At 55.2% G+C, this 315-nt stretch carries 1 protein-coding gene; it reads right to left on the bottom strand.

Going from position 1 to position 315, the window contains the following annotated elements:
* Window positions 1-26: 26 nt before the first annotated feature.
* The coding region (locus QP415_RS11205; protein WP_285100113.1) for a hypothetical protein at window positions 27-315 on the bottom strand (289 nt) is incomplete at its 5' end.

Raw genomic sequence — 315 nt, 5'->3', positions numbered from 1 at the left:
ACACGCCACTGCTCTGCCATCCGACATCACTCCAGCATCATCGATACGGGCAACGATGCTGATGAGCGCCAACGCTCCTCACCCAGGCAGTTTCGCCGAATCACTCGAACACCACCTGCCTGGAGCAATACGTTTATGGCAGTCACCCAGCCGGGATCGTCAACTGCTTTACGCACCTCGTCTGGTGTTGGTTCGATGCCAAGCCTCGCAGCATCCTTATCATCAACAAACCCCTCCTTCGAGAGTAACAAGGGTTTAATTCGAATCTTTGAGGCCGATTTGAAGCCCGCTACCCGCCATGCAGTGAGCTCGGGA

Origin of the sequence: Pauljensenia sp. UMB3104 (assembly GCF_030217285.1) — a bacterium.
Classification (GTDB): Bacteria; Actinomycetota; Actinomycetes; order Actinomycetales; family Actinomycetaceae; genus Pauljensenia.
The sequence above is the reverse complement of the archived record's forward strand: the minus strand, read 5'-3'. Positions and strand labels throughout refer to the sequence as shown.